Annotated in this window: 26 protein-coding genes; 17 read left to right on the forward strand and 9 right to left on the reverse strand. The window is 59.4% G+C overall.

All coding sequences use genetic code 11. From position 1 onward, the window contains the following. Positions 1–37: 37 nt before the first annotated feature. The 4 genes from pcaG to hpaR (ACEN8R_RS11560) form a co-directional block, all read right to left on the reverse strand. Positions 38–643, reverse strand: a complete 606-nt coding sequence (gene pcaG, locus ACEN8R_RS11545; RefSeq protein ID WP_018927931.1) for a protocatechuate 3,4-dioxygenase subunit alpha — start codon at positions 641–643, stop codon at positions 38–40. Between the two features lie 11 nt (positions 644–654). After that, the gene (gene pcaH, locus ACEN8R_RS11550) at positions 655–1,374 is read right to left on the reverse strand and encodes a protocatechuate 3,4-dioxygenase subunit beta (protein ID WP_018927930.1); all 720 of its coding nucleotides are present in this window, start codon (positions 1,372–1,374) and stop codon (positions 655–657) included. Between the two features lie 103 nt (positions 1,375–1,477). After that, positions 1,478–2,407 (reverse strand): pca operon transcription factor PcaQ, encoded by a 930-nt coding sequence (pcaQ, locus tag ACEN8R_RS11555; protein WP_018927929.1) that lies wholly within the window; start codon positions 2,405–2,407, stop codon positions 1,478–1,480. Positions 2,408–2,552: 145 nt separating this feature from the next. Then, positions 2,553–2,975 (reverse strand): homoprotocatechuate degradation operon regulator HpaR, encoded by a 423-nt coding sequence (gene hpaR, locus ACEN8R_RS11560; protein WP_026286558.1) that lies wholly within the window; start codon positions 2,973–2,975, stop codon positions 2,553–2,555. Positions 2,976–3,229: 254 nt separating this feature from the next. Between hpaR (ACEN8R_RS11560) and ACEN8R_RS11565 the strand changes: the two genes are divergently transcribed. Further along, positions 3,230–4,486 (forward strand): OprD family porin, encoded by a 1,257-nt coding sequence (locus ACEN8R_RS11565; protein WP_018927926.1) that lies wholly within the window; start codon positions 3,230–3,232, stop codon positions 4,484–4,486. Between the two features lie 115 nt (positions 4,487–4,601). Here ACEN8R_RS11565 and hpaA read toward each other — a convergent pair whose 3' ends face one another. Then, positions 4,602–5,504: a 4-hydroxyphenylacetate catabolism regulatory protein HpaA gene (gene hpaA / locus ACEN8R_RS11570; protein WP_018927925.1), complete on the reverse strand. Its 903-nt coding sequence runs from the start codon at positions 5,502–5,504 to the stop codon at positions 4,602–4,604. Between the two features lie 189 nt (positions 5,505–5,693). Between hpaA and ACEN8R_RS11575 the strand changes: the two genes are divergently transcribed. The 9 genes from ACEN8R_RS11575 to ACEN8R_RS11615 all read left to right on the forward strand — a co-directional run bounded on the left by ACEN8R_RS11575 (position 5,694) and on the right by ACEN8R_RS11615 (position 14,618). Then, positions 5,694–6,350: a fumarylacetoacetate hydrolase family protein gene (locus tag ACEN8R_RS11575; RefSeq protein WP_018927924.1), complete on the forward strand. Its 657-nt coding sequence runs from the start codon at positions 5,694–5,696 to the stop codon at positions 6,348–6,350. An 11-nt stretch (positions 6,351–6,361) separates the two neighbouring features. Continuing rightward, positions 6,362–7,132 (forward strand): fumarylacetoacetate hydrolase family protein, encoded by a 771-nt coding sequence (locus ACEN8R_RS11580; RefSeq protein ID WP_018927923.1) that lies wholly within the window; start codon positions 6,362–6,364, stop codon positions 7,130–7,132. 5 nt (positions 7,133–7,137) lie between these two features. After that, positions 7,138–8,598, forward strand: coding sequence for a 5-carboxymethyl-2-hydroxymuconate semialdehyde dehydrogenase (hpaE, locus tag ACEN8R_RS11585; protein WP_018927922.1), 1,461 nt, complete (start codon positions 7,138–7,140; stop codon positions 8,596–8,598). A gap of 108 nt (positions 8,599–8,706) precedes the next feature. Next, positions 8,707–9,564, forward strand: coding sequence for a 3,4-dihydroxyphenylacetate 2,3-dioxygenase (gene hpaD, locus ACEN8R_RS11590; protein ID WP_018927921.1), 858 nt, complete (start codon positions 8,707–8,709; stop codon positions 9,562–9,564). A gap of 201 nt (positions 9,565–9,765) precedes the next feature. After that, positions 9,766–10,158: a tautomerase family protein gene (locus ACEN8R_RS11595; RefSeq protein WP_018927920.1), complete on the forward strand. Its 393-nt coding sequence runs from the start codon at positions 9,766–9,768 to the stop codon at positions 10,156–10,158. 49 nt (positions 10,159–10,207) lie between these two features. Further along, on the forward strand, positions 10,208–11,512 hold the full coding sequence (locus tag ACEN8R_RS11600) for an MFS transporter (RefSeq protein WP_018927919.1): 1,305 nt from the start codon (positions 10,208–10,210) through the stop codon (positions 11,510–11,512). A gap of 12 nt (positions 11,513–11,524) precedes the next feature. Then, positions 11,525–12,328, forward strand: a complete 804-nt coding sequence (hpaH, locus tag ACEN8R_RS11605) for a 2-oxo-hept-4-ene-1,7-dioate hydratase (RefSeq protein ID WP_018927918.1) — start codon at positions 11,525–11,527, stop codon at positions 12,326–12,328. 18 nt (positions 12,329–12,346) lie between these two features. Then, positions 12,347–13,147: a 4-hydroxy-2-oxoheptanedioate aldolase gene (gene hpaI, locus ACEN8R_RS11610; RefSeq protein WP_018927917.1), complete on the forward strand. Its 801-nt coding sequence runs from the start codon at positions 12,347–12,349 to the stop codon at positions 13,145–13,147. 16 nt (positions 13,148–13,163) lie between these two features. Then, complete coding sequence (locus ACEN8R_RS11615) at positions 13,164–14,618, forward strand: NAD-dependent succinate-semialdehyde dehydrogenase (RefSeq protein ID WP_018927916.1); 1,455 nt, start codon at positions 13,164–13,166, stop codon at positions 14,616–14,618. A 155-nt stretch (positions 14,619–14,773) separates the two neighbouring features. On the opposite strand, the gene hpaR (ACEN8R_RS11620) is transcribed toward ACEN8R_RS11615, so the two are convergent. Further along, complete coding sequence (hpaR, locus tag ACEN8R_RS11620) at positions 14,774–15,196, reverse strand: homoprotocatechuate degradation operon regulator HpaR (RefSeq protein WP_026286557.1); 423 nt, start codon at positions 15,194–15,196, stop codon at positions 14,774–14,776. Positions 15,197–15,428: 232 nt separating this feature from the next. On the opposite strand from hpaR (ACEN8R_RS11620), the gene ACEN8R_RS11625 reads away from it, so the two are divergent. The 6 genes from ACEN8R_RS11625 (at position 15,429) to ACEN8R_RS11650 (ending at position 20,347) form a co-directional block, all read left to right on the forward strand. Continuing rightward, the gene (locus ACEN8R_RS11625; protein WP_018927914.1) at positions 15,429–16,727 is read left to right on the forward strand and encodes an NAD(P)/FAD-dependent oxidoreductase; all 1,299 of its coding nucleotides are present in this window, start codon (positions 15,429–15,431) and stop codon (positions 16,725–16,727) included. 53 nt (positions 16,728–16,780) lie between these two features. Further along, on the forward strand, positions 16,781–17,146 hold the full coding sequence (locus ACEN8R_RS11630; protein WP_018927913.1) for a cupin domain-containing protein: 366 nt from the start codon (positions 16,781–16,783) through the stop codon (positions 17,144–17,146). A 52-nt stretch (positions 17,147–17,198) separates the two neighbouring features. Continuing rightward, the gene (locus ACEN8R_RS11635) at positions 17,199–17,864 is read left to right on the forward strand and encodes a helix-turn-helix transcriptional regulator (protein ID WP_018927912.1); all 666 of its coding nucleotides are present in this window, start codon (positions 17,199–17,201) and stop codon (positions 17,862–17,864) included. 93 nt (positions 17,865–17,957) lie between these two features. Next, positions 17,958–18,779, forward strand: coding sequence for a molybdenum cofactor biosynthesis F family protein (locus ACEN8R_RS11640; protein ID WP_018927911.1), 822 nt, complete (start codon positions 17,958–17,960; stop codon positions 18,777–18,779). Then, a complete protein-coding gene (locus tag ACEN8R_RS11645; RefSeq protein WP_018927910.1) occupies positions 18,772–19,572 on the forward strand; it encodes an SDR family NAD(P)-dependent oxidoreductase in 801 nt (266 codons plus the stop codon). Before ACEN8R_RS11640 ends, ACEN8R_RS11645 begins: the two co-directional genes overlap by 8 nt. After that, positions 19,565–20,347: an SDR family oxidoreductase gene (locus ACEN8R_RS11650; RefSeq protein WP_018927909.1), complete on the forward strand. Its 783-nt coding sequence runs from the start codon at positions 19,565–19,567 to the stop codon at positions 20,345–20,347. Before ACEN8R_RS11645 ends, ACEN8R_RS11650 begins: the two co-directional genes overlap by 8 nt. A gap of 59 nt (positions 20,348–20,406) precedes the next feature. Here the strand turns inward: ACEN8R_RS11650 and feaR are convergent, their stop codons facing one another. The 3 genes from feaR to ACEN8R_RS11665 all read right to left on the reverse strand — a co-directional run bounded on the left by feaR (position 20,407) and on the right by ACEN8R_RS11665 (position 23,552). Continuing rightward, complete coding sequence (gene feaR / locus ACEN8R_RS11655; protein ID WP_018927908.1) at positions 20,407–21,369, reverse strand: transcriptional regulator FeaR; 963 nt, start codon at positions 21,367–21,369, stop codon at positions 20,407–20,409. A 118-nt stretch (positions 21,370–21,487) separates the two neighbouring features. Then, on the reverse strand, positions 21,488–22,072 hold the full coding sequence (locus ACEN8R_RS11660) for a DUF3156 family protein (protein ID WP_018927907.1): 585 nt from the start codon (positions 22,070–22,072) through the stop codon (positions 21,488–21,490). Continuing rightward, entirely contained in the window at positions 22,053–23,552 is a 1,500-nt protein-coding gene (locus ACEN8R_RS11665; protein ID WP_018927906.1) for an APC family permease, read from the reverse strand. The genes ACEN8R_RS11660 and ACEN8R_RS11665 overlap by 20 nt, the downstream gene beginning before the upstream one ends. Positions 23,553–23,857: 305 nt before the next feature. Here ACEN8R_RS11665 and ACEN8R_RS11670 point away from each other — a divergent pair, with 305 nt between their 5' ends. Then, a complete protein-coding gene (locus tag ACEN8R_RS11670; RefSeq protein WP_018927905.1) occupies positions 23,858–25,186 on the forward strand; it encodes an alginate export family protein in 1,329 nt (442 codons plus the stop codon). Positions 25,187–25,193: the final 7 nt, after the last annotated feature.

A 25,193-nucleotide genomic window follows, 5' to 3' on the forward strand; every position in this document is an offset into this window, starting at 1 on the left:
GGCCCGTTGAACTCGCTGGCTCGGCGCGAAGCGGGTTTTAAAAATCGAAGAACACCGTTTCACCCTCCCCCTGAATACGTATGTCGAAACGATAAGCCGCCTTGCCATCCACCTCGCAACGCTGCGCTATCAGCGTTTCGCGACGCTGCGGTTGCTCGATCAGATTAAGCACCGGGCACGTCGCGTTGGCTTGTGGCTCATCGGCAAAGTACAGCCGGGTTTGCAGGTGAATATTGATCCCGCGGGCAAACAGCGACACATTGATGTGCGGCGCCATCGGCACCCCGGCGGCATTGTTCACCACGCCCGGCTTGATGGTATTGAGTGTCCACTCCCCCGCATCGAAGGTGGTGGCGGTTCGGCCGAAGCTGTTGAAGGTTTTTTCCGAGTCGAAGACCGGGTCGTAGACACCTTCATGATTGGCCTGCCAAAACTCCAGAAACGAGTCTCGCACCAGGTGACCGTTGCCGTCATAGACATGACCGATCAGCAGAATCTGTTCGCCCTCGGCACCCGGCTTGGCCATCTGATTCCAGATTTCTTCCGGCCGTGTCGGGTTGCCGGCAGCCTCTAGGGCCAGACCGATATGCACATAGGGGCCGGCCGTTTGCGAAGGGGTTTCGGGTAGCAGTTCGATAGGCATGGACGGACTCCTCAGCAGTTTTCGAAGTGGGTCTTGCGCTGGCCGCGCAGCACGATGTCGAAACGATAGGCCAGGCAATCCATCGGATTGGCATTACCCATGTCGAGCCGGGCGATCAGGCTCTGTACCGCCTCTGGATTGGCGATCGACTTGACGATCGGGCACATCGGGATCAGTGGATCGCCTTCGAAATACAGCTGGGTGATCAGGCGCGTGGCGATCGATGGCCCGCTGATGGAGAAATGGATGTGCGCCGGGCGCCAGTCATTCGGACCGTTGCGCCAAGGATACGGACCGGGTTTCACGGTGCGGAAGCTGTAGTAGCCGTCACGGTCGGTCAGAGCCCGGCCGACACCACCGAAATTCGGGTCCAGTGGTGCCAGGTAGCGATCATTCTTGTGCCGGTAGCGACCACCGGCGTTGGCCTGCCACATCTCCACCAGGGTATGCGGGATGGGCTTGCCATATTGATCACAGACCCGGCCGGAAACGATGATCCTCTCGCCCACCGGCAGCCCACCATTATTGAAGTTGAGTAGCAGGTCGTTATCGAACCGGCCCATTTTCAGGTGAGAGAAATCCGGGCCGCTGGTTTCGCTGGCCGACTGGGGGATGCTCACCAAGGCTTGGCGTGGAGAACGGGCGACAGAGGTTTTGTAATCAGGGGTCAGGGCTTTGGGGTGCCAATTACGGTCACGAATAACGAAACGACTGCTGTCTGCATCAGACATGTCGATCTCCTGTTGTTTGATTTATGGAGCACTACCTGCGCAGTTTCAAACAACAGAAGGCTGGGGAATATTGAAAAGCCACCCTCAACACATAACCAAATGGTTATGGATAAGACCCTTCGCGATACGCCTGCCCTACCTCGCGCAGCACCTCGACGCACCACTGGGCCGCCAGTGACAACGGCAAGCTGGCGTTACTGGAAATCCCCACCGAACCACCCGGTTCGCGCTGCCCCAGGTTGATCTCAAGCAGTTCGCCGCTTGCCAGATCCAGGCGCACGGCATCCAGAGGCGCGATCCAGATCGCCTCGCTGGACAACACATAACGACGGCTCAGGGTCACGGACAAGGTTTCCAGACGCTGCCGCGACTGGCTGATGCCACATTGCACGAACAGGCTATCGGCATATTTGCGAATCGTCGTTCCTGCCAGCGGCAGCACCAGCGGGAAATCTTCCAGGGCGCTACGCTCCAGTGGCTCGGCCAGCAAGGGATGATCGGGACGCACCACCAGTGTCATGGATTCACTGTACAGATGCTCGAAGGTCAGCCCCTGAATCTCCGGGCTATCTGTCATACGGCCGACCACCAGGTCCACGTCACCCACCCGCAACTGCGACAACAAATAGGCGCTTGGCCCGGTCACCACACTCACCACCAGCGCCGAATGGCGCTCGTGCAAGCGCCGTACAACCTCAGGCACCAGCAAACTTTCCACTGTCGACAACACGCCGAGTCGAACCGTGCCTGCCGCATATTCGCCACCGCGCAAGGTGTTCACCCCATCACGCAACGCCTGCACCGAAGGCCCGGCATAACGCAAAAAGGCAACCCCGGCTTCGGTCAGGTTCACACCACTTTTACTGCGTATAAACAGACTTGCCGCCAGCAGCTCCTCCAGCTCCTTGAGCGTCTTCGACATCGCTGGCTGACTCACCGCCAACACATCCGCCGCCCGCGCCAGACTGCCCTGACGAGCCATTTCGAGAAAGCACACGAGGTGACGGAATTTGATGCGGGTGTCGATGTTCACTACGGAGCCCTGTGAAGTTGCCTCGATGGCGTCGAAACGTTTGCAGGCAATCTTAGCGTGCGCTCAATTTCCTGGTGATCGGATGGTGGCAATGGACTTTTTTGACTTGCTCGGAGGGGATGTCAAATACAGGACATTGCGTCAATCAGGGCTTGATGTTCTTCAATTTATTGAGCAGTTCCAGCAACTGCTCAAGCGACTCCGCGCCGAACTGCTCCTGAATCTTCAAGTAGTTGCTTTCCATCCCCGCACTCATGTCGACGAAACACTGCTGCCCCTGCTCGGTCAGGGCGATGAATACCCGGCGCTGATCTTCGGACGACTTCCTGCGCCGGACGATACCGTCGCGCTCCAGCCGGGACAGCACGCCGGTCATGCTCGGTTTGAGGATGCATGCCAGATTAGCCAGTTGATGGCTTTCCAGTTCGCCGTGCTGACGCAAGATACGGATCACCCGCCATTGCTGTTCAGTCAGATCATGTTCGTTGAGCAACGGCCGGAAAAATGCCATGGCTGCTTCGCGGGCCTGCAACAAGGTGAGCGTAAGGGACGGTCTGGGGGTCGGCATGGTTCACGCGGAAAAAGAGGTCGAAGCCTCAAAGCTTAGAGTCGGCACAGAGTGCATGCAACATCCCCTCTGCAGCACATCATTAACTTATAAACAAATCAATGATCTCAGATAAAAAATAATCGCCACCACCCCTATTTCTTCTGAAAAAACTGAAAAAAACGCTACAAAAATAATAGATAAGATGTTAACTATATGACACCCCTTACCGAATAGGGGGTGATACCTACAAAAACAACAAAAGGACCCCCCTCATGCATTCGTGCCTCCTTCGCACGGCGGCAAGCGTTGCCCTGTGCGCCGCGTTTAGCCCGTTTAGCGCTCACGCTGATTTTGTCCAGGACAGTAAAGCCAGTTTGGACCTGCGCAATTTCTACATGAACCGAGACTTTCGTCAGAGCAACGCACCACAGAACAAGGCCGAAGAGTGGGCCCAGGGTTTTGTATTACGCCTGGAGTCGGGCTACACCGACGGCATGGTCGGTTTCGGGGTCGATGCCTTGGGCGAACTCGGGGTGAAACTTGACTCCAGTCGCGATCGTCGAGGCACCGGCTTGCTGCCCTTTGGCGCCAGCCAGCAACCAGAGGACAGCTACAGCGAATTGGGCCTGACCGCCAAGCTGCGAACATCGAAGACCGTGCTCAAACTCGGCACCCTACAGCCGCAACTGCCCGTGGCCGCCTATAACGACACCCGACTGCTGCCCTCAACCTACAGCGGTGAGCTGGTCACCTCCCAGGAAGTCGACGGCCTGACCCTGAATCTGGGCCGCCTGGAAAAGCAGAACCTACGAGACTCCTCCAGCAATGACGAGATGAGTTACGCCGGTGTGCAAAGCAGCCATCTCGATCTGGCCGGTGGCACCTACGCGATCAATCCACACCTGGCAGCGACCTATTATTACGCCCGGATGCAGGACATCTACAGCCAGCACTTCATCGGTCTGGTGCATGAATTGCCCTTGGCAGAAGGTGTGAATCTGCGCAGCGATTTGCGCTATTTCGATACTCGCGAACAAGGCAACCATGAATTGCGCAGTCCATCCAGGGTCGATGGCGGCAAGATCGACAACCGTTTTTTCAACGGCATGGTAAGCCTGTCGATGGGTGCCCATAAATTCGGCCTGGGGTACCAGAATCTCTCCGGAGACGGCGACTTCGCCTTTCCGGGCCTGGACCCATATTCAGTAAACCTGGTGACCATCAACGTCTTCACCAAGGCCGAGACCGACGCCTGGCAGGCGCGTTACGACTACAACTTCGCGGCCCTGGGCCTGCCTGGGCTGACCTTCATGACTCGCTATGTCGACGGCTCTCATGTGCAAACCTCCACCGTGCGTAACGGTCGGGAATGGGAGCGTGACACCGACCTGGTTTACACGGTGCAGAGTGGTCCGCTGAAGAACGTCAATGTGCGGCTACGCAACGCCACTCTTCGCTCAAGCAACGGCCTGACCAGCGATATAGACGAAAACCGGATCATCATCGGCTACAGCCTGGCCTTGTGGTGAGCCGCCCATGAAAAGTGCAATCGGTTCCCTGTAAAAGCCATTTTTCAGGGCACCGGCTGCGACCATGATTGCTCGACAAACACTCGGCGCCTATCGAGAAGCAAACATGGCTACCTCAGCGCAAACCCGACTGCCGCAGGCGGTACTCCCCAGGGGTCACCAGCGCATAACGCTGGAAAAACCGACTGAAATAGGCCGGGTCCTTGAAGCCCAGCTGGTAGCAGATTTCATTGGCCGAACTGCCAGTGAACAACAACAGACGCTTGGCCTCCTGCATCAGCCGTTCAAGGATCAAACGTTTGGACGGCAGGTCGGCAATGCGCCGGCAGACATCGTTGAGCCGTGCCTCGGTAACACCAATGCCATCGGCATAGCGCGACAGCGGCCAGTGCTGCAGGTAATGGTCTTCGATCAATTCGTTGAAGCGGTGGAAGATCCGCAAGTCTTCATGGCGTGCCGGGCGGGCTTCCAGGGAATTGGCGCACAGCCTGAGCAGGCTGATCACGATCAATCGCGTCAGGCTCTCCAAGGCCGCCCCCCGCCCTGGCTTGTCGCCGTTGATCTCGTTGCACAGTTCCTCGAACAGAAACTCCAGTCTCCTGACCTCGGGCTGGAACTGTGGTGCCAGCCCCGCCAATGCCACGCAAGCCGCTGGCAACTGCGAGCCCGGCGCCAGACTCGGATCGGCATCGATCAACTGCCAGACCAGTTGCTGGCGCACCGTCAACACATGCCCGTCGGCGTCCGCTTCGGTGACGAAGGAATGGGCCACCGTCGGTGGCGTGAGGAAAAACATCGGTCCCGACTCGAGGTATTGCTGGTCATCCAGATAGACCCGCACCGCACCGCTCTTCACGTAATGCACCTGGAAGAACCGGTCGTGTCGGTGCACGGGCATATTGCGGCCGAAGAACTCAGCCAGATTGCCGAGTTTGTCGTAGTGCACTTCGGCATCGCTGTAACGCTGGTCGTAGACCTGACCGATGTTGATATTGGGGATCGGCTGACGATCGATCATCGCTCGGTTCTCTTTCTTGTTTGCGTGTTGGCAGTGCAAGGACTTTCATCCTGCGCCGGTTTGCGGCGGCTAACCACTGCCAGCGCATTTTGCCACGCTTGACGATTGTTAACATATTAATTATAACGTTAACAGGTTAACGAATATTTCGCGAAGCAGTCACTGCTCCGCCATTGCCAGGAGAAAAGCATGAGCCGTGCCCTGCATGATGTTGCGAACGGCACCCTGTTCGGCGTTGCGCTGAACTATCAAGGGTTGCTGAACCAACGTATCGCCGAATTCGGGCAAGCGCCTTACCAGAAACCGCCGGTTAAACCGGTGCTGTTCATCAAGACGCCCAACACCCGCAATGGCCATGACCGCGCGGTGATTCATCCGCAAGGTGAACGCCTGCAACCGGGGCCTGCACTGGGTGTGGTGATCGGTAAAAGCGCCAGCCGGGTCAGCATCGAGAATGCGCTGGAACATGTGGCCGGCTACACCATCGTCAATGAGTTCAGCCTGCCGGAAGACAGCTACTACCGCCCGGCGGTGAAAGCCAAGTGTCGTGACGGCTTCTGCTCGCTGGGCCCGGAATTGGTGGGCCTTGACCAGCTCGCCGATCCGCATCAGTTGAGTCTGAAACTGTTCGTCAACGGTGAACTACGCCAGGAAAACTCCACGGCCAACTTTGTCCGCAGCATTCCCCAGTTGATCGCCGAAATCAGCGAATTCATGACCCTCCACGAAGGCGATGTGCTGATCACAGGCACCCCTGAAGGCCGTGTCGATGTCCAGCCCGGTGACACCGTCGAAGTCGAAATCAGCGGCCTGGGCCGCCTCGTCAACCACATCGTGGCCGAGTAACAGGAGCTTCCATGAAACACGCCCGTATCCGCTTTGAAGGTGAAGTCCACCTCGTCCATGTCGAAGAGCACAACGCCGTGCGCCTGGCCGACGGCCGCCTGCTGGCCGAAGAACAAGTGCAATGGCTGCCACCGGCCACCGGCAGTATGTTCGCCCTGGGCCTGAACTACGCCGACCACGCCGCCGAGCTGGCCTTCAAGCCGCCCACCGAGCCCCTGGCGTTCATCAAGTCCCCGGGCACCTACACCGGCCATAACCAGGCTACATGGCGCCCGGACAACGTCGCCTATATGCACTACGAGTGCGAACTGGTCGCCGTCATCGGCAAGCCCGCGCGCAACGTCAAGCGTGAAGACGCCCTCCAGTACCTGGCCGGCTACACGGTGTGCAACGACTACGCGATCCGTGACTACCTGGAAAATTACTACCGGCCCAACCTGCGGGTGAAGAACCGCGATGCCACGACGCCGGTCGGTCCGTGGATCGTCGACGTCGCCGACGTGCCGGACCCGAGCAACCTGAAACTGCGCACCTGGATCAACGGTGAGTTACGTCAGGAAGGCTCGACCTCCGACATGATTTTCGACATCCCTTACCTGATCGAATACCTGTCCAGCTTCATGACCTTGCAGCCCGGCGACATGATCGCTACGGGCACGCCGGAAGGTCTGGCCGATGTGGTTCCAGGCGATGAAGTGATTGTGGAAGTGGAAGGCGTGGGTCGCCTGGTTAATCGAATTGTTAGCGAAGCGGAATTCTTCTCCGCCCGGAAAGAGGCTTGAGCAACATGATCAAACACTGGATCAACGGCCGTGAGGTCGAAAGCAAAGACGTTTTCGTCAACTACAACCCGGCCACCGGTGAAGCCATCGGCGAAGTCGCCAGCGGCGGCGCCGAAGAAGTCGCTCAGGCCGTAGCCGCGGCCAAGCAAGCCTTCCCCAAGTGGGCTAATACGCCAGCCAAGGAACGTGCCCGACTGATGCGCAAGCTCGGTGAGCTGATCGAGCAGAATGTCCCGCGTCTGGCCGAACTGGAAACGCTGGACACGGGCCTTCCGATCCATCAGACCAAAAATGTGTTGATCCCCCGCGCTTCGCACAACTTCGATTTCTTCGCCGAAGTCTGCACCCGCATGGACGGTCACTCTTACCCCGTCGACGACCAGATGCTCAACTACACCCTGTATCAGCCGGTGGGTGTTTGCGGTCTGGTGTCACCGTGGAACGTGCCGTTCATGACAGCCACCTGGAAAACCGCGCCGTGCCTGGCACTGGGCAATACTGCAGTGCTGAAGATGTCCGAGCTGTCCCCGCTGACAGCCAACGAACTCGGTCGTCTGGCTGTTGAGGCCGGCATTCCCAATGGCGTGCTCAACGTCATCCAGGGTTACGGCGCCACCGCCGGTGACGCGCTGGTTCGCCACCCGGATGTACGTGCGATTTCCTTCACCGGAGGTACCGCCACCGGCAAGAAAATCATGCAGACCGCCGGCCTCAAAAAATACTCCATGGAACTCGGCGGCAAGTCACCGGTGCTGATCTTTGAAGATGCGGACCTGGAGCGCGCCCTCGACGCCGCACTGTTCACCATCTTCTCGCTGAACGGCGAACGCTGCACCGCTGGTAGCCGGATCTTCATTCAGGAAAGCGTTTACCCTCAGTTCGTCGCCGAGTTTGCTGCCCGCGCCAAACGCTTGATCGTCGGCGATCCACAGGACCCGAAGACTCAGGTCGGCTCGATGATCACTCAGGCCCACTACGACAAGGTCACTGGCTACATCAAGATCGGCATCGAGGAAGGCGCCACCCTCCTCGCCGGTGGTCTGGAACGTCCGGCCAACTTGCCGGCGCACCTGAGTAAAGGCCAGTTCATTCAGCCGACGGTGTTCGCCGACGTGAACAACAAGATGCGTATCGCCCAGGAAGAGATCTTCGGTCCGGTGGTGTGCCTGATTCCGTTCAAGGACGAAGCCGAGGCCCTGCAACTGGCCAACGATACCGAGTATGGCCTGGCGTCTTACATCTGGACCCAGGACATCGGCAAGGCCCATCGCCTGGCCTACGGCATCGAAGCCGGCATGGTGTTCATCAACAGTCAGAACGTGCGGGACTTGCGTCAGCCGTTCGGTGGTGTGAAAGGTTCCGGTACCGGACGCGAAGGCGGCCAGTACAGCTTTGAGGTGTTCGCCGAAATCAAGAACATCTGCATTTCCATGGGCAGTCATCACATCCCGCGTTGGGGTCTCTGAACAGCCGATGGTCGCTGCTGAAGGCAGCGATGGGCCGCGCATCGGCTCATCGCAGCCTTCACTGGCCACCAGATTGAATCGAATAACAACAATTTCAGGAGAATCATCATGGGCGAAGTCGTCCTGGCCGCGAAAATCTGCCATGTACCCTCGATGTACCTGTCGGAACTGCCCGGCAAGCATCACGGTTGTCGCGAGGCGGCAATTGCCGGACACAAGGAAATCGGCCGTCGCGCCCGCGAGCTCGGTGCCGACACCGCCGTGGTGTTCGACGTGCACTGGTTGGTCAACAGCGGCTATCACGTCAACTGCGGCGAGCATTTCAAGGGCATCTACACCAGCAACGAACTGCCGCACTTCATCAAGAACATGGAGTACGAGTACCCGGGTTGCCCAGCGTTGGGCGAGCTGATCGCCACCGAGGCCAATCAGGCCGGGGTGCGCACCATGGCCCACAACATCCCGAGCCTGGAGTTGGAATACGGCACTCTGGTACCTATGCGCTACATGCACATGGGCGTCCCGGACGAGCAGAAGTTTGACGTGATCTCCATCGCCGCCTGGTGCGCCTGGCATCGCCTGGAAGACAGCTTCGCCTTCGGCGCTGCCGTGCGCCGGGCCATCGATAGGAGCGACCGCAAGGTGCTGGTGCTGGCCTCCGGCTCGCTGTCCCACCGTTTCTCCGACGACCGTGAAGCCGAAGCCAACATTCACAACTGGACCCGTGAATTCGACAAGCAGATGGACCTGCACGTGGTCGAGATGTGGAAGCAAGGTCGCTTCAAGGAGTTCTGCGCAATGCTCCCGGACTACGCCGAGCACTGCTTCGGCGAAGGCAAGATGCACGACACCGCCATGCTCCTCGGACTGCTTGGCGGGCCCGAGTACAACAAACCGGTGGAAGTACTGACCGAGCCCTTCGGCAGTTCAGGCACTGGCCAGATCAACGCCATTTTCCCTCTCTGAGGTACCAGACAGGAACTGGCGTAGCAGCTGTCGAGCGGAGCGAGGCGGCGTCCGAGGACGTAGTCCTCGTAAAACCGGTGCTCTCGATTTACCTGAAAAACAGAGGTGTATGGGGTTACGACTGCTTCGCAGCCGGACGCTGCCTCGCTCCGCTCGACAGCTGCTACGCGATGCGAAACATCAACGTTACGGGAGACTCACATGCCTCATTTCATTGCTGAATACACCGACAACATCGAACAACAAGCCGACTTGCCCAGCCTGTTCGAAAAAGTCCACGCCTCCCTCGGCGACAGCGGCGTGTTCCCCCTGGGCGGCATCCGCAGTCGTGGAGTGCGCCTGGACACCTGGCGCATGGCTGATGGCAAGCACGATTACGCCTTCGTCCATATGACCCTCAAGGTCGGTCACGGACGAGATCTGCCGACCCGGCAGACAGTCGCACAAACACTGTTCAACGTAATCACCGAGCACTTCGCCGAACTGCAGTCGCAACGGCTGCTGGCGCTGTCGTTCGAGATGATCGAGCTGCACCCCGAACTGAATTTCAAGCAGAACAACGTGCATGCCTTCTTGAAGAACCAGGCGGGCTGATTCACGCCCTCCTTCCGCCAACGGCCACTCAAACAAAAAGTACAACATCATGAGCACAGCCAATACCGCTGACAGCATCACCCTTGCCGAGCACGATCGAACCCACAGCACCGTTACCTGGCGCCTGATGCCATTGCTGTTGATCTGTTACCTGTTCGCCCATCTGGACCGGATCAACATCGGCTTCGCCAAGATGCAGATGAGTACCGACCTGCACTTCAGCGACACCGTCTACGGCTTCGGAGCCGGACTGTTCTTCATTGCCTACGCGCTGTTCGGGGTACCGAGCAACATGGCCCTTGACCGGGTCGGACCACGGCGTTGGATCGCCAGCCTGATGGTGGTCTGGGGCGTACTTTCTGCCAGCATGTTGTGGGTCGAAAGCTCCAGCGGTTTCTATGTCCTGCGCTTTCTGCTGGGCGTAGCCGAAGCCGGCTTCTTTCCCGGGATCCTGGTGTTCCTCAATCGCTGGTACCCGGCCCGGCGCCGGGCTCAAGTCACCGCGCTGTTTGCCATTGCCGTGCCGATGGCCGGAGTCATCGGCGGACCGCTGTCCGGGGCGATTCTGGAAAACCTCCATGACTTCGGTGGACTGCGCGGCTGGCAGTGGATGTTCCTGATCGAAGGGGCGCCGGTGGTCTTGCTGGGCCTGGTGGTGCTCAAGTGTTTGCCGGATAACTTCGAAGTCGTGAAGTGGCTGAACCCGGCGCAGAAACAGCAACTGCGCGCGCAACTGAGCAGCGAAGAACAGCGTAAATCCATCACCTCCTTCGGTGGGATTGTGCGCGACCCACAGGTCTGGCTGCTGGTGGCGATCTATTTTGCGGTGATGCTGGCGGTCAACACCCTGGCCTTCTGGATGCCAACACTGATCCACGGCGCGGGAATTGGCAGCGACGGCAAGGTAGGCCTGCTCAGTGCAGTGCCCTATCTGGCCGGGTGTTTCTTCATGATCGGCTGCGGACGCTCGTCGGACCGTAACCGCGAACGCCGCTGGCACCTGTGTGTGCCGCTACTGATGGCCGCCGCCGGTATCGCAGTGGCGGGCCTGGCGCCGGGCAACCCGCTGTTGGTGATGGGCGGCTTGACCGTCGCTGGCATGGGTGCCAGCGCCGCGTTGCCGATGTTCTGGCAACTGCCTCCGGCCTTTCTCTCCAACTGCACACAAGCCGCCGGCATTGCCCTGATCAGCTCGTTCGGCAGCATCGCCTCGTTCCTCGCGCCTTACCTGATCGGCTGGATGCGCGACACCACTCAGAGCGCCAGCCTGGCCCTGTATGTCCTGGCGCTGTTAATCGCTCTCGGCGGCTTCCTGGTGCTGCGCACCAATGCGGCCATCGTCAATCCACAATAAGAGATCTTCGTCATGCTCGATCAACAGCAAATCCTTCACGCCGCCGCACAACTGGATCGGGCTGAACGCTCCAGGGAGCAGGTCCGGCAATTTTCCCTCGATCACCCGGCTATCACCATCGAAGACGCGTATGCCATCCAGCGCGCCTGGGTCGCCCAGAAAATCAAGGACGGGCGCAAACTGGTCGGGCACAAGATCGGTCTGACCTCGCGGGCCATGCAAGTGTCCTCGAACATCACCGAGCCGGACTTTGGTGCCTTGCTCGATGACATGTTCTTCGACGAGGGCACGGACATTCCGTTCGAGCGCTTCATCGTGCCGCGGGTGGAAGTGGAGCTGGCGTTCATCCTTGGCAAGCCGCTCAAAGGTCCGAACTGCACGATCTTCGACGTGCTCGACGCCACTGAATGGGTGATCCCGGCGCTGGAAATCATCGATGCGCGAATTCAGCAAATCGACCCGCAGACCAAGGCGACACGCAAGGTGTTCGACACCATTTCCGACAACGCCGCCAACGCTGGCGTGGTCATGGGCGGTCGTGCCGTGCGGCCGACCGAGATCGACCTGCGCAAGGTGCCTGCGGTGCTCTACCGCAACGGCGTGATCGAGGAGTCCGGGGTGTCGGCCGCCGTGCTCAATCATCCGGCCAAAGGCGTGGCCTGGCTGGCGAACAAACTGGCCGCCTACGACGTCACCCTGGAAGCGGGCCAAATCATTCTCGGCGGCTCCTTCACCCGCCCGGTGGCGGCCAACCCCGGTGATACCTTCCATGTCGATTACGACATGCTGGGTTCCATCTCCTGCCGCTTTGTTTGATCCCTGGAGGACTGTTCCATGGACATGCCCATCAACCGTTTCAAACAACGCCTCAAAAGCGGCGAAGCTCAGATAGGCCTCTGGCTCGGTCTGGCCGACGCCTACTGTGCCGAGCTGGCAGCCAATGCCGGTTTCGATTGGCTGCTGATCGACGGCGAACATGCACCCAATGATCTTCGCGGGTTGCTCGGCCAGCTTCAGGCAGTGGCGCCCTACCCCAGTCATCCGGTGATACGCCCGGTGATCGGCGATATCGCGCTGATCAAGCAGGTGTTGGATATCGGCGCCCAGACCCTGCTGGTGCCGATGGTTGAAAGTGCCGAACAGGCACGGGAACTGGTGCGTGCGATTCACTATCCGCCCCAGGGCATACGCGGTGTCGGCAGTGCGCTGGCCCGTGCGTCACGCTGGAACAGCATTCCCGGTTACCTCGACAAAGCGGATGAACAAATGTGCCTGCTGGTACAGATCGAGAACCGCGAAGGCCTGGTCAACCTGGATGCCATTGCGGCGGTCGAGGGCGTGGACGGGGTGTTTATCGGCCCGGCGGATTTGAGCGCGTCCATGGGCCATCGCGGCAATCCGGGGCATCCCGAGGTGCAGGCGGCCATCGAGGACGCCATCGTGCGGATTCAGAAGGCCGGCAAGGCCGCAGGCATTCTCAGCGCCGACGAGACACTCGCCCGGCGCTATATCGAGTTGGGCGCGGCATTCGTTGCCGTGGGTGTCGACACCACCGTGCTGATGCGTGGCCTGCAAACCCTCGCCGGCAAATTCAAAGATGCTCCGGTGCCCACCAGCTCCGGCGGCGTGTACTGATTTTTCGAGAAGCCCGATGAAACTTAACGATTTGAAACTGCTGCGCGAGCAGGCTTACATCAATGGCCAATGGGTCGACGCCGATGACGGTTCACGCTTCGCGGTGACCAACCCGGCGGATGGCGAAGTCATCGCCCAAATCAGCTCCCTCGGCCAAGCCGAAACCGCCCGCGCCATCGCCGCGGCCCAGGCTGCCCTGCCCGCCTGGCGCGGCAAAACCGCCAAGGATCGCAGCAAGGTATTGCGCACATGGTTCGAGCTGATCATGGCCCATCAGGAAGATTTGGCTCGCCTGCTCAGTTGGGAACAAGGCAAACCGCTGGCCGAGAGTCGTGGCGAAGTTGCCTATGGCGCGAGCTTTATCGAGTGGTTCGCCGAAGAGGCCAAGCGGGTCTACGGCGATGTGATTCCTCATGACAAGCAAGGTCGGCGGCTGGTGGTGATCAAGCAAGCCATCGGGGTGGTGGCGGCCATCACACCGTGGAATTTTCCCAATGCAATGATCACCCGCAAGGTTGGTCCAGCGCTGGCCGCCGGTTGCACCGTGGTGCTTAAACCGGCTTCAGAAACCCCATTGTCGGCTTTGGCCCTGGCTGAACTCGGCGAACGCGCCGGCATTCCGGCGGGCGTGCTGAACGTCGTCACCGGCACCCGCTCTCGAGAAATCGGTGCGGAGCTGACGGGTAACCCGGCAGTGCAAAAACTCTCGTTCACCGGCTCCACCGGCATCGGCAAATTGCTGATGGCCCAGTGTGCGCAAACCATCAAGAAAGTCAGCCTGGAACTGGGCGGTAACGCGCCCTTTATCGTCTTCGAAGACGCCGACCTGGATGCCGCCGTGGAAGGTGCGATCGGCTCGAAATTCCGCAACAGCGGCCAGACCTGTGTCTGTACCAACCGCTTGCTGGTACAAAACAGTGTCTATGACGAGTTCGCCCGCCGCCTGGTGCTGGCAGTCGACGCCCTGAAGGTCGCCCGGGCCGAGACCGAAGGCGCGCAACAAGGGCCGTTGATCAACGCCAAGGCGGTGGCCAAGGTCGAGGAACACATCAACGACGCACTCGCCCAGGGCGCGAGGCTGCTGGCCGGCGGCAAACCCCACGCACTGGGCGGCAACTTCTTCGAACCCACGGTGCTCGGCGACGTCACCCCGGCCATGCTGGTGGCCCGGGATGAGACCTTCGGCCCGCTGGCACCGCTGTTCCGTTTCGACACCGAAGCCGAGGCCGTCGCCATGGCGAACGATACCGAGTTCGGTTTGGCGTCCTATGTCTACACCCGCGACCTGGGCCGGGCCTGGCGCGTCAGCGAGGCGCTGGAGTACGGCATGGTCGGAGTCAACGAAGGACTGATCTCCACCGAAGTGGCGCCGTTCGGCGGGATAAAGCAGTCAGGGTTGGGCCGCGAAGGTTCCAAGTATGGGATCGATGATTACATCGAGCAGAAGTACATGTGCCTGAGTATCAAATAGTCCGGCTGACCTCCGATTTGGGGAGCTGCAAGGAGCAAGGTCCTGCGCGGACCTTGTGGGAGCCTGGCTTGCCCGCGATGAACGATAGCGCAGTGGGCTGGATACACCGCGGCATCTGCTTTGCGAACAAGCCCGGCTCCTGCAGGTTCAGGCTTTCAACGCTTGATGGTCTTCAATTCATCGAGCAACCCAAGCAACGTCTGCAACTTCTCCTCTCCCAACTGTGCCTGCAACCGTTGGTAGTTCTCTTCCATGCACTGGCTCATGGACTCAAAGCACGCCTCGCCCTTTTCGGCCAGGGTCACCAGCACCCGTCGCTGGTCCTGCTCGGCCTTGCGCCGATGGACCATGCCGGCCGCCTCCATGCGCACCAGCACACCGGTCATGCTCGGTTTGAGGATGCACGCCAGTTCCGCCAGCCGGTAGATTTCCAGCTCGCCGTGCTGACTGAGAATGCGGATAACCCGCCACTGTTGTTCAGTCAACCCGTGCTGGTTGAGCGAGGGACGAAAAAAACTCATGGCTGCTTCACGTGCTTGCAGCAGGGTCAAGGTCAGGGATTGCCGGGGTTTGAGCATCGGAGTCAGGATCACGGTTGATTTAGTTAATAATTTAACGAAACTCTATCATCCTGTCCTCCCGAACGCGCCATAACTTCTTATCGCAAAGGCCTTCTGGCGCGCTGAATCAAAAATCCCGGCATAGAGAATCAAGACATCCACCGAGCCAAGGCTCTTAATAGGAGTCATCCGGTACAGAGCTAATCAAAGGCCCTGCGTTGAGTTTTTCTTCACTTTTTCAGGCTGCGCCATGATCAATATCGAAACGCCCACCTATTACACGGCCACCAAAAAATACAATCTCAGCTTCCCGACCCTGGAACAGGATGTGGAAGCCGACGTTGTGGTCATTGGCGGTGGTTTCTCCGGCATCAATACCGCGCTTGAGCTCGCCGAAAAAGGCATCACCAACATCGTTGTACTGGAGGCGCGTTACCTGGGTTTCGGTGGCACCGGGCGCAATGGAGGGCAGATCATGGCCGGCATCGGTCACGACCTGGAGAAGATCAAGAAGGACGTGGGTGAGGACGGTCTGCGCCAGGTCTTCGAGATCAGCGACCTGGGCGCGGACATCATCAAGGACCGCATCGCCAAGTACAACATCGATGCCGACTTCTGCCACGGCTACGGCTACATGGGCTTCAACGCTCGCCAGGAAAAGACCCTGCGCGCCTGGGAAAAAGACTTCAAATCGATCAACAGCAAACACGAGATTCGCTTTCTCGGTGGTTCGGACGTCAAGCAAATCATCGGCTCCGATGCCTACAGCAGCGCATTGCTGCACATGGGCGGCGGTCACGTCCATTCGTTGAACCTGCTACTCGGTGAAGCCAAGGCACTGGTTGGGCACGGCGTGCGGATTTTCGAGAACAGTCCAGCGCTGGAAGTCAGCTATGGCGAGCGCATCACCGTGCGCACCGGCCGTGGTTCAGTAAAGGCCAGCAAGCTTCTGTGGGCCTGCGACAGTTTCCTCAACAAGCTGGAACCTGAGCTGCACCGCTCGACCATAAACACTTACGCTTTCCAGATGATGACCGAGCCACTGTCGGACGAGTTGATCAACCGCATCAGCCCGATTCGCGGCGCCTACAGCGACATTCGTCCGGTGATCGACTACTACCGCGTCACCAACGAAAACCGTCTGTTGTTCGGTGCGGCCACACCGCTGGTCGAGCACATTCCCCTGGACCTGAAAGCCTGGAACCGCAACCTGATGCTGAAAATTTTCCCGTACCTCAAGGACGTGAAAATCGATCTGGCCTGGGGCGGTCCGATGGCCTGCAGCCCGAATCTGTTCCCGCAGATCGGCACCCTGCCCGGTCGCAGCAACGCCTTCTTCGTTCAGGGCTATTCGGGCTTCGGCGTCACCCCCAGCCACATCATCTGCAAGGTGCTGGCCGAAGGCATGAGTGAAGGCTCGGCGCGCTATGACCTGGTCAGCTCGATCCACCGCCCTACCATCCTTGGCAAAGATGCGTTTCGCCCACTGTTGCTGACCGCCGGCAAGTCCTGGCACCAGCTGTCAGGTTATTGGAACGGGCGTCGGTAACTGCCAAGGCGCTCTTCCCTTTTCTGTTTTTTTACTCATCAGGAGCAACTGCCATGACCCTTACCACCCTCAAGAAAGACATCCAGCTGTCCGAACTGGACGCCTGGGGCTCCGTTGCCGACCTCGGCTCGGAAATCCTCGAAGGCGAAGTCAAAGCCTTCGGCAAAATGACTTTCGGCGCACCGACCGACCCGGTCAGCAGTGCCTATTTCGGCACCACCCAGGGCAAGTTCCGCATGGTCTATCCGTTCGCCGAACAAGCTACGGTGGTTACCGGCGAAGTGGTCCTGACCAACGAATCCACCGGCCAGAGTGCTCGCTACAAGGCCGGCGACAGCTGGTTCGTGACCAAAGGCACTCCCGTGCTGTGGGAAGTGGTCAGCGAAAGCTTCGTCAAACACTACTTCGCTGTCGCTTGACCGATTCGGGTTGCCGGCGAACAGCCGGTAGCCCCTTGGCGAGGTACCGAACATGAATGCCCTCCCCACCCAGGAAATCGCCGGCCATTGCCTGCAAGCTTTCACTCAACTCGTACCTGCCAGTCAGGCGGCGTTCTACTGTGTCGACCGGCAACTGCAAGCCCGTGACTTCCGGCTGCATTGCATGAGCGATGAGATGCATCGCGACTATCTGGACAACTACCGTCGGTTCGACCCTTTGCAACCGCGAAATTGCCTGTCCAGCGGGCGAGCCGTGGTGCCTCTGGGTTTTGCCATGGCCCGACAGCCGACACGGGACAGTCGGCGCTATCGGGACTTTCTGCAGCGCTATGGCATTGTCGATGTGGTGGAAATCCTCGCCCATCGCGCCGGCCAGCCTCAGGCCGCGATCTCGATGTTACGCACCGCCGAACAAGGCGCCTTCACCACCGACCAACTGGCCCAGCTCAATGCCTTGCAGTCCCTGCTGCAACTCGCCGTCGCGAACATACAGCCCTGCGAAGATCCGCTGACCGGCCTGACGCCCAAGGAGCGGCAGATCGCGTTGTTACTGCGCCAGGGCGCCAGCAACAAGCAACTGGCCCTGGAACTGAAAGTCGGTCTGCCGACCATCAAGACCCACCTGATCAACCTGTTTCGCAAGACCGGCGTCAGCAGCCGCACCGAGCTGGTCGGAACCCTGTTTCTCCAGCTCTGATTTTTTAGCCCGGCTCAACCATCCGGTTGATAGGCGAGCTTGTTTGCGAACCGCATGCTCCAGATTGTTATTTCACTCAACTGGAGCATTGCAATGACAACATCATCCGACTGGATCACCGTTGGCGCCCTGGCCGACGGCTTCGCCCCTGAAGCCTTCATCCTGCCGAACCTGGCCGACCTGAACGGCAAGGCCTTCACGCTGAACTTCGCCAATGGCTGGCAGATCGAACATCGTTTCGACACCGAAGCCCTATCCTGGACCGCTGCCGATGGGCACTCCACAGGCACTGCAAACTATCGAGCCACCTCAGTGCGTCCAGGTCTGTACCTGGTGGACTTCATCAAGCACGAAGGTGGTCAAGCCTGGTCGATCAGCCTAGTGCTCGACACCGTTAGCGCTGCATTCACCGCCGTGATCGGCCGCATGCCGACCCAGGAGCAAACCTGTGAAGGCCTCTACAGCCGTGCGCTGGCGGGCAAGCACCTGACCTCGGTCGAAGTCGAGTTTTTGCATGGCAGCCTTGATCGTCCGTGGCAGGAAGGCCAATGCCCTCACGCACCGACCAGCGAACTGAGCGGCCTGCGCAACCTGTATCGCTACAGCCCAAGTGAAGTCTACGAACACATCTACCTCAACGATCAGTTCTATTCCTGGCAGTGCCTCAAGGGCGTCGAGCAAGGCCTGTGCGACACCGACCGTTGTCACTACTACAAGATCGCCGATCAGCTGTACCTGTTCGTCTGGCGCGAGAAGATCATCCCGACCCTCGGCCTGGTGCTGATCGACCTGCAACAGCACCGCAGCGACGGCAAGATCTTCGGTTATGCCGGGTCGTCCTTCGATGAACTGTCAAACTTTCCGATCAGCTCTTACTGCCAGGTTCTCAACCGGACGGAGTATCCCAATGCCTGAGCCACGTACCGTTGCAATCACCGGTGCCGGGACGGGTATCGGTGCTGCCTGTGCCCGGCTGTACGCAGCCGAAGGCGCCAATCTGGTGTTGATCGGCCGCCGCCGCGAGCCCCTGGAGCAAATTGCCCGGGAAACCGGCGGGCTGGTTTTGGTCGGCGATGCCGCCTGCCCGGACACCTGGGAAGGATTCGTGGCGCAGATTCGTCAGCGCTACGGGCGCCTTGATGTACTGCTGGCCTGTGCCGGCGGCCTTGGCCTGGGCAGCGCCACCGACACCAGCCCGCAGACCTGGGAAGCGGCGTTGCGCAGCAACCTGGACAGTGCCTTCTACAGTGCCCGGGCCTGCCTGCCTCTGCTGCTGGAGAGTACCGGCAACATCGTGCTGATCGGGTCCATTGCCTCACTGGCGGCGGGCCCCGAAGTCTGCGGCTACACCACCGCCAAGCATGCGCTGCTCGGCCTCAATCGTTCGCTGGCCAGGGATTACGGCCCGCGCGGTGTACGAGTGAACGCCGTCTGCCCCGGCTGGGTGCGCACGCCCATGGCCGATCAGGAGATGCAGCCGCTGATGGACTTTTATGACGAAACGCTGCAGCAAGCCTATGACCGGGTCTGCGCCGACGTGCCGTTGCGACGACCGGCCAGCGCCGAGGAAATTGCCAGGGTTTGCCGCTTCCTGGCCTCTAGCGAGGCGTCGATTATCACGGGCGCAACCGTGGTGGCCGACGGCGGCTCGAGCATCGTCGATGTGCCGACCCTGGCCTACACCCACATGGAGCAAACTCATGTCTGAAGGCTGCGCTTTCAAAGATCTTGATTTCAGCGGAAAAACCGTCCTGGTAACCGGCGGAGCACAAGGCATTGGGCGGGCGATCGTCGAAGCCTTCGCCTGGCGCGGTGCGCGAGTGGTAATCGCCGACCTGCAACTGTCACAGGCTCAGGCACTGGCCAGCGAATTGTCCGGGCAGACGTGTCAGGTCGAAGCTGTGGGCGTCGATCTGGCCGATGCCACGGCAGTGTTCGACATGGTCCGGGCACTGGAGCAACGCTGGGGTCGGCTCGATATTCTGGTGCACAACGCCGGGTATTTTCCGCTGACACCGTTTGCCGACATCACGCCATCCATTCTCGAGCGCACCCTGGCGGTCAATCTCTCGGCATTGTTCTGGCTGACCCAGGCGGCCTTGCCGATGTTTCACCGTCAGGGCGGTGGTTGTGTGCTGGTCACTTCGTCAGTTACCGGCCCAAAAGTGGCTTATCCGGGGCTGAGCCATTACGCGGCATCAAAAGCCGGGGTCAACGGTTTCATCCGCAACGCGGCACTGGAACTGGCCGGACACAACGTGCGGGTCAATGGCGTCGAGCCGGGCATGATCGCGACGCCAGCCATGGGCAATCTGGGGGACGACCAACTGAACGAAAATATCGCCAGTCGAGTGCCCCTGGGACGGCTTGGCAAGGCGGCGGATATTGCCGGAGCCATGCTGTTTCTAGCATCGGATCTGGCAACTTACATCACCGGACAGACGCTGGTGGTCGATGGCGGCTCGACCTTGCCAGAGGTTTGATATAGCGTTTTTTCATGCTGAAAGGGGGCTTTGAAAAGCCCCCTTTTTCATCCAGAGAGTCAAGCCGCCCCCACCGCCTGTTGCAAATGACTGGAACGAAAATCCTTGGGTGACAACTCGAACTGCTTCTTGAACGAGCGGCTGAAATGCGCCGAGTCGGTGAAGCCCCACTTATAAGCGATGGAGGTGATCGATTCGCTACGCAAGAACGGATTGGTCAGGTCATCGGCGCTGCGCTTGAGCCGCGCCCGTTGAATGTAGCGACAGACGCTATCGTCCTGCTCTTCAAACAACCGATACAAATGCCGCACTGAAATGTTCAATCGATTGGCCAGCCCGACGGGACTCAAGCCCGGCTGGGTCAGGGACTCGTCGATGACTTTCTGCACATAACTGCGCAGGTTGTTGCCCTGTAACGAAGTAACGTCATCCCCCGACACCTGATCCTGATCGAATGCCGAACCCAGCAACGATACAAAAGCCGATTGCAACGCCTCACCCTCACCGACTGCGCCCTCGCCCACCCACGCGTCCTTGCACAGCTGATCCACCAGCACATGCAGCATCCGCCCACAGGCCTTGCTCGAGGAAATCTTGCCGAACGTCCGGGACTGGCTGCCAAGCTGTTTGCACACTTCGTTGCGGGACAAGGAGACCGAGACATGCTCGATCAGCCCGAATGGGCTGATTTCAATGGAGCCTGCCGAGTCCATCAGCAGCAGGTCCCCGGGAGCCAACTGGATGCTCTGTCCGTACTGGGTGATCTGGCAGTAACCGCTGCGTTGGCTGACCAGGAAACAATCCTGTTCGTTGTCGTGATCGGCGTTGGGCTTGTCGCGCTTGATAAGCCCTGCGTTGGTACGCAAGTTCGCCAAGGACAGACCGCCCCGGGAACACTCGGAAACCTCACCAATGAACAGCGAACGGTTGTAGGCCAATTCTGTGTCGAAATGACCACAGGCTGCTCGCAGATCCCGGGTCCAGGTTTCCAACCCGTCTTGCACAGACTGATGGATGCTCATGGGGCTCTCCACAATGGCTTTTTGTTTTTGTTGCGCAATAGTTAACATGTTATCTATATGCGCGCAACAAGTACGTGTCTGCCAAAGTGGGTAGCACTAATGATGCCAAAATCGCGAATCAGAACGTGCGCAACAGGCGCTGCAATCCAGTCAACGTGTCAAGCAGCCAAGTGCGTTGATCACGGCTCAAAGCGATGTAGCGACGAAAGGCCGGCATCCGGTTGACCACCTCGCTGCCACCCATATGCTCCAGCCGTACGCACCACTGATGCCCTTGCAGATCGATGCGCAAGCGTTTGAAGTCCAACGGCATCAAGGCCTGGTGCAGCGCACTGTCCTCCTGCAACCTGGCCTGCAACCTGGCTAATAGCGCGGCGTCTCCAGCACGCTGCCGACAGCGGATCCCGGTCCGTCGAACAGCCCCGCTATGGTGCAGTTCGAAGCTCACCGCGCCCTCAGTCGAGGCAGGCACCCGGATCACGAACTCGGTCATGACCAGGTGCATCAACAGCTGCGACTCGGTGCGCTCGACGATCTCCAATTGCAGGCTGCCATCGTCCAGCGAAGCCCGGGCCGCTGTCGGCTCTGTCTGCTCGAAACTGGCCAGACCGAGGTTGCGCCGCAGGTGCTCGAGCGTCACCCCAGGTCGATAACCGGCTGGGGCGCGTCTGGCGCTGAACAGCTCAGACAGTTTTTGCAGCATGGTCGATATACCCGTTGTGAGGGTGCCCCGGTTCATTGGAGAACTCCTTGGCCAGCACTTCTTCCACCGAAGCAGGCTTGAATGGATTGACCTTCTGCACGACTAACGTCCAGAACAGCGCGTACACCGCGGTGCCACCAAGCATCACCGCGAACGGGACATAGATATCCGCGGGGTTCATGCCGGGCGGCGTGATAAACCACATGCCCAGCAGGATGCCGACGCTGGAAAGGATCTGTGGCAACGGGAAGAAGGGCGAGCGATAGGCCCGTGGCAGATCGGGACGACGGATGCGCAGCATTACCACCGACAGCGTCACCAGCAGATAGGCAAAACTCCAGGCACAAACGGCGGCCAACACCAGATGCATGATGTTGTCAGTGTTACCGCCCAGATACAGCGCATGCAGGCAAGGAATCAGCATCGCCACCAGAATGCACAGCAGCGGCGTCTTGAAGCGTGGGTGCAAGTAGGTGAAGACCTTGGGCAACGCGCCGTCGACTGCCATGCCGTAAAGAATCCTCGGCACACCCGCCATCAGCGTATTGATGGTCGCCGCCCCGGCAAACAGAAAGCCGATCCCCAGCCACATCGGACCGATATTGCCCATCACCTGCTCGGCGAACTTTGGAATGGCCATCGGTGTATCGAGCAGATGCACGCCACCGGCGGCATCAAGCAACACGTTCTCCACTTGGCGCTTCATTGCCGCGCCATAGATGAACATGCACGACGCAACGCTCAACAACCCCAGAATCATCGCCTTGGGCATGACCTTGGCCGATTGGCGCAAGTCCGGCGCCAGAGGGGTGACGAACTCACAACCGACGAACATGAACATGGCCATGCCCACCAGCGACAGGATGGTGATCAGGTCAGTACCCACAAGGGATACACCGAACCAGCCATCCAGTTGCACCGCTGGCGCCGCGATCAACCCCAACACGCCAAACACCATCAACGTGGTCCACATGCCGAAGGTCAGAATGATCTCTGCCCTGCCGAAGGCGCTGACGCCGAAGGCATTGAGAATCCCGAACACCACGACGAACCCAACCCCAAGCAACCAGGAACCACCGGCAGATTCTGCCAAGGTATTGAGGTGCTCGAAGTTCACCAGGGCCATGACCCCGGAAAGAATGGTCTCGGCAGTGCCTGCGAACACATGCACGATCAGGTAGGCCGACAACGTGCCAGTGATAGCAAAGAAGCGGCCCATGCCGCAATTGATGTAGTCGTAGACCGAACCGGTAGTCGGCAGGATCGATGCCGCTTCAGCGAAGGTGGTCGCCTGGGCCAACATCATCACCACGGCAATCAGCATGGCCACCGCGAAGGCGCTGCCGCCGATGCCAAAGCCCATGGTCGCGGTGAGAATCACCGGGCTGGCCATGATCAGACCAATGGTACTGGCGAGCGCAGTGGGAAAACCGACCGTGCCCCGGTTCAAATGCTCGGTGAGTCTGTCATTGATCGACATAGTGCAGATCCTCAAAAGCGGATTTTTATAGTGGATGTAACGAGCCGTTCAAGGAGCTGGCGATAAAGCCCTCCCCAGCCAGTCCCTGAGCGAAACGGCGCCGTGTGCAGAGTGACTGTGCTCCTCTGCCACCCAGATCGTCTTGCCCATGTCTGCCGCCGGTCTTGTTGCTCCCTGCCATGCTTCACCGCGTGGCTGACAGGATCAAATGCCTGGCACGCAGGTGAAAGACTTCCCCCACCTCCAGTCGCCCTAATGCGCACTCGACCTATCGAACTGTCCAACAAAAGCTGGGGAAAACAACAATGGAGCAAACACTGAAAGCACGAGCGCTGCCCAAGGCCGTTGGTCTGGGGATCGCGCTCTTGATCGCCGACTCGTCGGCCCAGGCGTACGAGCTGTATGCCGATAACGACACCAAGGTCACGGGCAACTTCCTCGCGGTCTATGGGATGTTCAACAGTCGCAAGAACTATGACGGCACCACAGGCGGGTCTAGCTGGCGCGAAGGATTTATCAAGTATGGCTTGAGTGTCGAGCAAACGCTCGGCGGCCTGGGCAGCGCCTACGGCACGGCCAATCTGGTCAGTTCCGGCACCTGGGGCGATGGCGATGCCGCGGGCATCACCGACGGTACCGAACGAACCACAAAGTTTGATGAAGCCTTCGCCGGCTGGCGTTCCGGCGACCTGTTCCCGGTACTTGGCAAGGATGGCGTGGATGTGTCGTTTGGGCGCCAGGTCATTACTCTCGGTGACGGTTTCATCATCAACGACGACGGCCTGAACCTGGGTAAAGGTGTGGCGGATGGTGAGTTCAACCGAGGTGGTGCCTATTATCTCGCGGCGCGCCACGCATTCGACGAAACGGCCGTCCTGCGCCTGGGCGGCAAGGAAGGCGTGCACGGCAGCCTGATGTGGATCAAGTCGGACAACCGCGCCCAGGCCAAGACCGAGATGGCCGCCAGCACCCTGGAATACACCGCCGCGCCAGGTACCCTCGGGCTGACGTATATTCACGGCATTGACGTCGATGATCGTTATGCCAGCGACTTCCAGAAGCAACGTGAAGGCATGAACATCTATAGCCTGCGGGGCGCTGGCAATGCCGGAATAGAGAACGCTCACTTTTCCTTCGAATATGCCTGGCAGGACAAGGACGCCGGCCCGGAAAAAGCCTGGTACACCGAAGCCGGCTACACCTTTGCCGACCTGCCATGGTCGCCGGACCTGACGTACCGTTACAGCCGCTATTCCAAAGATTGGGATTCGATGTTCAACGGTGTCAACCGTGGCTACGGCACCTGGTTCCAGGGCGAAGTGGCCGGTAATTATTCGGGCCCGTTCAACAGCAACACCGCGATCCAGCATGTGGCGCTCAAAGTCAAACCACTGGAGCCAGTGACCGTTGGCGTGCTGTTTTTCGACTACAAGACCCTGCACAAGAACAATGCGCTGGACCTCGATGGTCGTGAACTGGACCTGTATGCCGAATGGGCGGTGAACGAGCACCTGATCGTCACCCCGTTGGTGGGCCTGTATAAGCCGGAAAAGGATGAAAGCAACGGCGGTAATCAGGTTGGTGGCAACGGCACCAATGTCTACAGCCAACTGACCGTGGCCGTGCCTTTCTAATCCATGT

Source organism: Pseudomonas sp. Pseusp15, from assembly GCF_059492165.1.

What these genes read in the sequence shown, in the direction of transcription:
- pcaG (WP_018927931.1), bottom strand. Translation starts at nt 643, where the DNA reads ATGCCTATCGAACTGCTACCCGAAACCCCTTCGCAAACGGCCGGCCCC.
- pcaH (WP_018927930.1), bottom strand. Translation starts at nt 1,374, where the DNA reads ATGTCTGATGCAGACAGCAGTCGTTTCGTTATTCGTGACCGTAATTGG.
- hpaR (WP_026286558.1), bottom strand. Translation starts at nt 2,975, where the DNA reads ATGCCGACCCCCAGACCGTCCCTTACGCTCACCTTGTTGCAGGCCCGC.
- ACEN8R_RS11565 (WP_018927926.1), top strand. Translation starts at nt 3,230, where the DNA reads ATGCATTCGTGCCTCCTTCGCACGGCGGCAAGCGTTGCCCTGTGCGCC.
- hpaA (WP_018927925.1), bottom strand. Translation starts at nt 5,504, where the DNA reads ATGATCGATCGTCAGCCGATCCCCAATATCAACATCGGTCAGGTCTAC.
- ACEN8R_RS11575 (WP_018927924.1), top strand. Translation starts at nt 5,694, where the DNA reads ATGAGCCGTGCCCTGCATGATGTTGCGAACGGCACCCTGTTCGGCGTT.
- ACEN8R_RS11580 (WP_018927923.1), top strand. Translation starts at nt 6,362, where the DNA reads ATGAAACACGCCCGTATCCGCTTTGAAGGTGAAGTCCACCTCGTCCAT.
- hpaE (WP_018927922.1), top strand. Translation starts at nt 7,138, where the DNA reads ATGATCAAACACTGGATCAACGGCCGTGAGGTCGAAAGCAAAGACGTT.
- hpaD (WP_018927921.1), top strand. Translation starts at nt 8,707, where the DNA reads ATGGGCGAAGTCGTCCTGGCCGCGAAAATCTGCCATGTACCCTCGATG.
- ACEN8R_RS11595 (WP_018927920.1), top strand. Translation starts at nt 9,766, where the DNA reads ATGCCTCATTTCATTGCTGAATACACCGACAACATCGAACAACAAGCC.
- ACEN8R_RS11600 (WP_018927919.1), top strand. Translation starts at nt 10,208, where the DNA reads ATGAGCACAGCCAATACCGCTGACAGCATCACCCTTGCCGAGCACGAT.
- hpaH (WP_018927918.1), top strand. Translation starts at nt 11,525, where the DNA reads ATGCTCGATCAACAGCAAATCCTTCACGCCGCCGCACAACTGGATCGG.
- hpaI (WP_018927917.1), top strand. Translation starts at nt 12,347, where the DNA reads ATGGACATGCCCATCAACCGTTTCAAACAACGCCTCAAAAGCGGCGAA.
- ACEN8R_RS11615 (WP_018927916.1), top strand. Translation starts at nt 13,164, where the DNA reads ATGAAACTTAACGATTTGAAACTGCTGCGCGAGCAGGCTTACATCAAT.
- hpaR (WP_026286557.1), bottom strand. Translation starts at nt 15,196, where the DNA reads ATGCTCAAACCCCGGCAATCCCTGACCTTGACCCTGCTGCAAGCACGT.
- ACEN8R_RS11625 (WP_018927914.1), top strand. Translation starts at nt 15,429, where the DNA reads ATGATCAATATCGAAACGCCCACCTATTACACGGCCACCAAAAAATAC.
- ACEN8R_RS11630 (WP_018927913.1), top strand. Translation starts at nt 16,781, where the DNA reads ATGACCCTTACCACCCTCAAGAAAGACATCCAGCTGTCCGAACTGGAC.
- ACEN8R_RS11635 (WP_018927912.1), top strand. Translation starts at nt 17,199, where the DNA reads ATGAATGCCCTCCCCACCCAGGAAATCGCCGGCCATTGCCTGCAAGCT.
- ACEN8R_RS11640 (WP_018927911.1), top strand. Translation starts at nt 17,958, where the DNA reads ATGACAACATCATCCGACTGGATCACCGTTGGCGCCCTGGCCGACGGC.
- ACEN8R_RS11645 (WP_018927910.1), top strand. Translation starts at nt 18,772, where the DNA reads ATGCCTGAGCCACGTACCGTTGCAATCACCGGTGCCGGGACGGGTATC.
- ACEN8R_RS11650 (WP_018927909.1), top strand. Translation starts at nt 19,565, where the DNA reads ATGTCTGAAGGCTGCGCTTTCAAAGATCTTGATTTCAGCGGAAAAACC.
- feaR (WP_018927908.1), bottom strand. Translation starts at nt 21,369, where the DNA reads ATGAGCATCCATCAGTCTGTGCAAGACGGGTTGGAAACCTGGACCCGG.
- ACEN8R_RS11660 (WP_018927907.1), bottom strand. Translation starts at nt 22,072, where the DNA reads ATGCTGCAAAAACTGTCTGAGCTGTTCAGCGCCAGACGCGCCCCAGCC.
- ACEN8R_RS11665 (WP_018927906.1), bottom strand. Translation starts at nt 23,552, where the DNA reads ATGTCGATCAATGACAGACTCACCGAGCATTTGAACCGGGGCACGGTC.
- ACEN8R_RS11670 (WP_018927905.1), top strand. Translation starts at nt 23,858, where the DNA reads ATGGAGCAAACACTGAAAGCACGAGCGCTGCCCAAGGCCGTTGGTCTG.